Origin of the sequence: Mesorhizobium sp. M2E.F.Ca.ET.209.01.1.1 (assembly GCF_004010375.2) — a bacterium.
In the GTDB taxonomy this organism is placed as follows: Bacteria; Pseudomonadota; Alphaproteobacteria; order Rhizobiales; family Rhizobiaceae; genus Mesorhizobium.
This window is the reverse complement of the sequence record NZ_SADP02000285.1, coordinates 1-402: the sequence shown is the minus strand read 5'-3', so window position 1 is coordinate 402 and position 402 is coordinate 1. Positions and strand designations below refer to the sequence as shown.

The 402-nt window shown below is 57.5% G+C and carries 1 protein-coding gene; it reads right to left on the bottom strand.

The genetic code is table 11. From position 1 onward, the window contains the following. Positions 1-220 (bottom strand): DoxX family protein (locus EN852_RS35690; protein WP_135879668.1); only part of this gene is annotated, 220 nt, incomplete at its 3' end. Positions 221-402: the final 182 nt, after the last annotated feature.

The window sequence follows — 402 nt, the reverse complement described above, 5'->3', positions numbered from 1 at the left end:
CGAGGAGAAGGATGGCGCCGCCGATCTCCAGGATCGCTGTGAAATAGCGGAACCACTGTCCCAATCCGACGGCGTCAAATTCGGCGACCATTGGCGGTGGCCCGTAGAGCTTCATCGCTGCGGCGCCGAAAAATGCGACAGCAAAGACAATCTTCAGCGCCCAGGAGGCGATCGGTTTCCACCGGGTCGCGTCCGAAGAGGCGGATGCAGGCAGTGACATTGACTATTCCCGTGTCAATTTGAGATGCTGGTGATATTGTGAGTGCTGCATCGAATGTGCAAGTAGGATGGATTATCTGGTATAGTATGGAAAATATGACTAATGATCCGGAGTGCGAAAGCGCGGCCGCCGCGCTCCATGAGCCACCGCCGGAAATCGACGCCACGCTCGCCGTGCTCGGG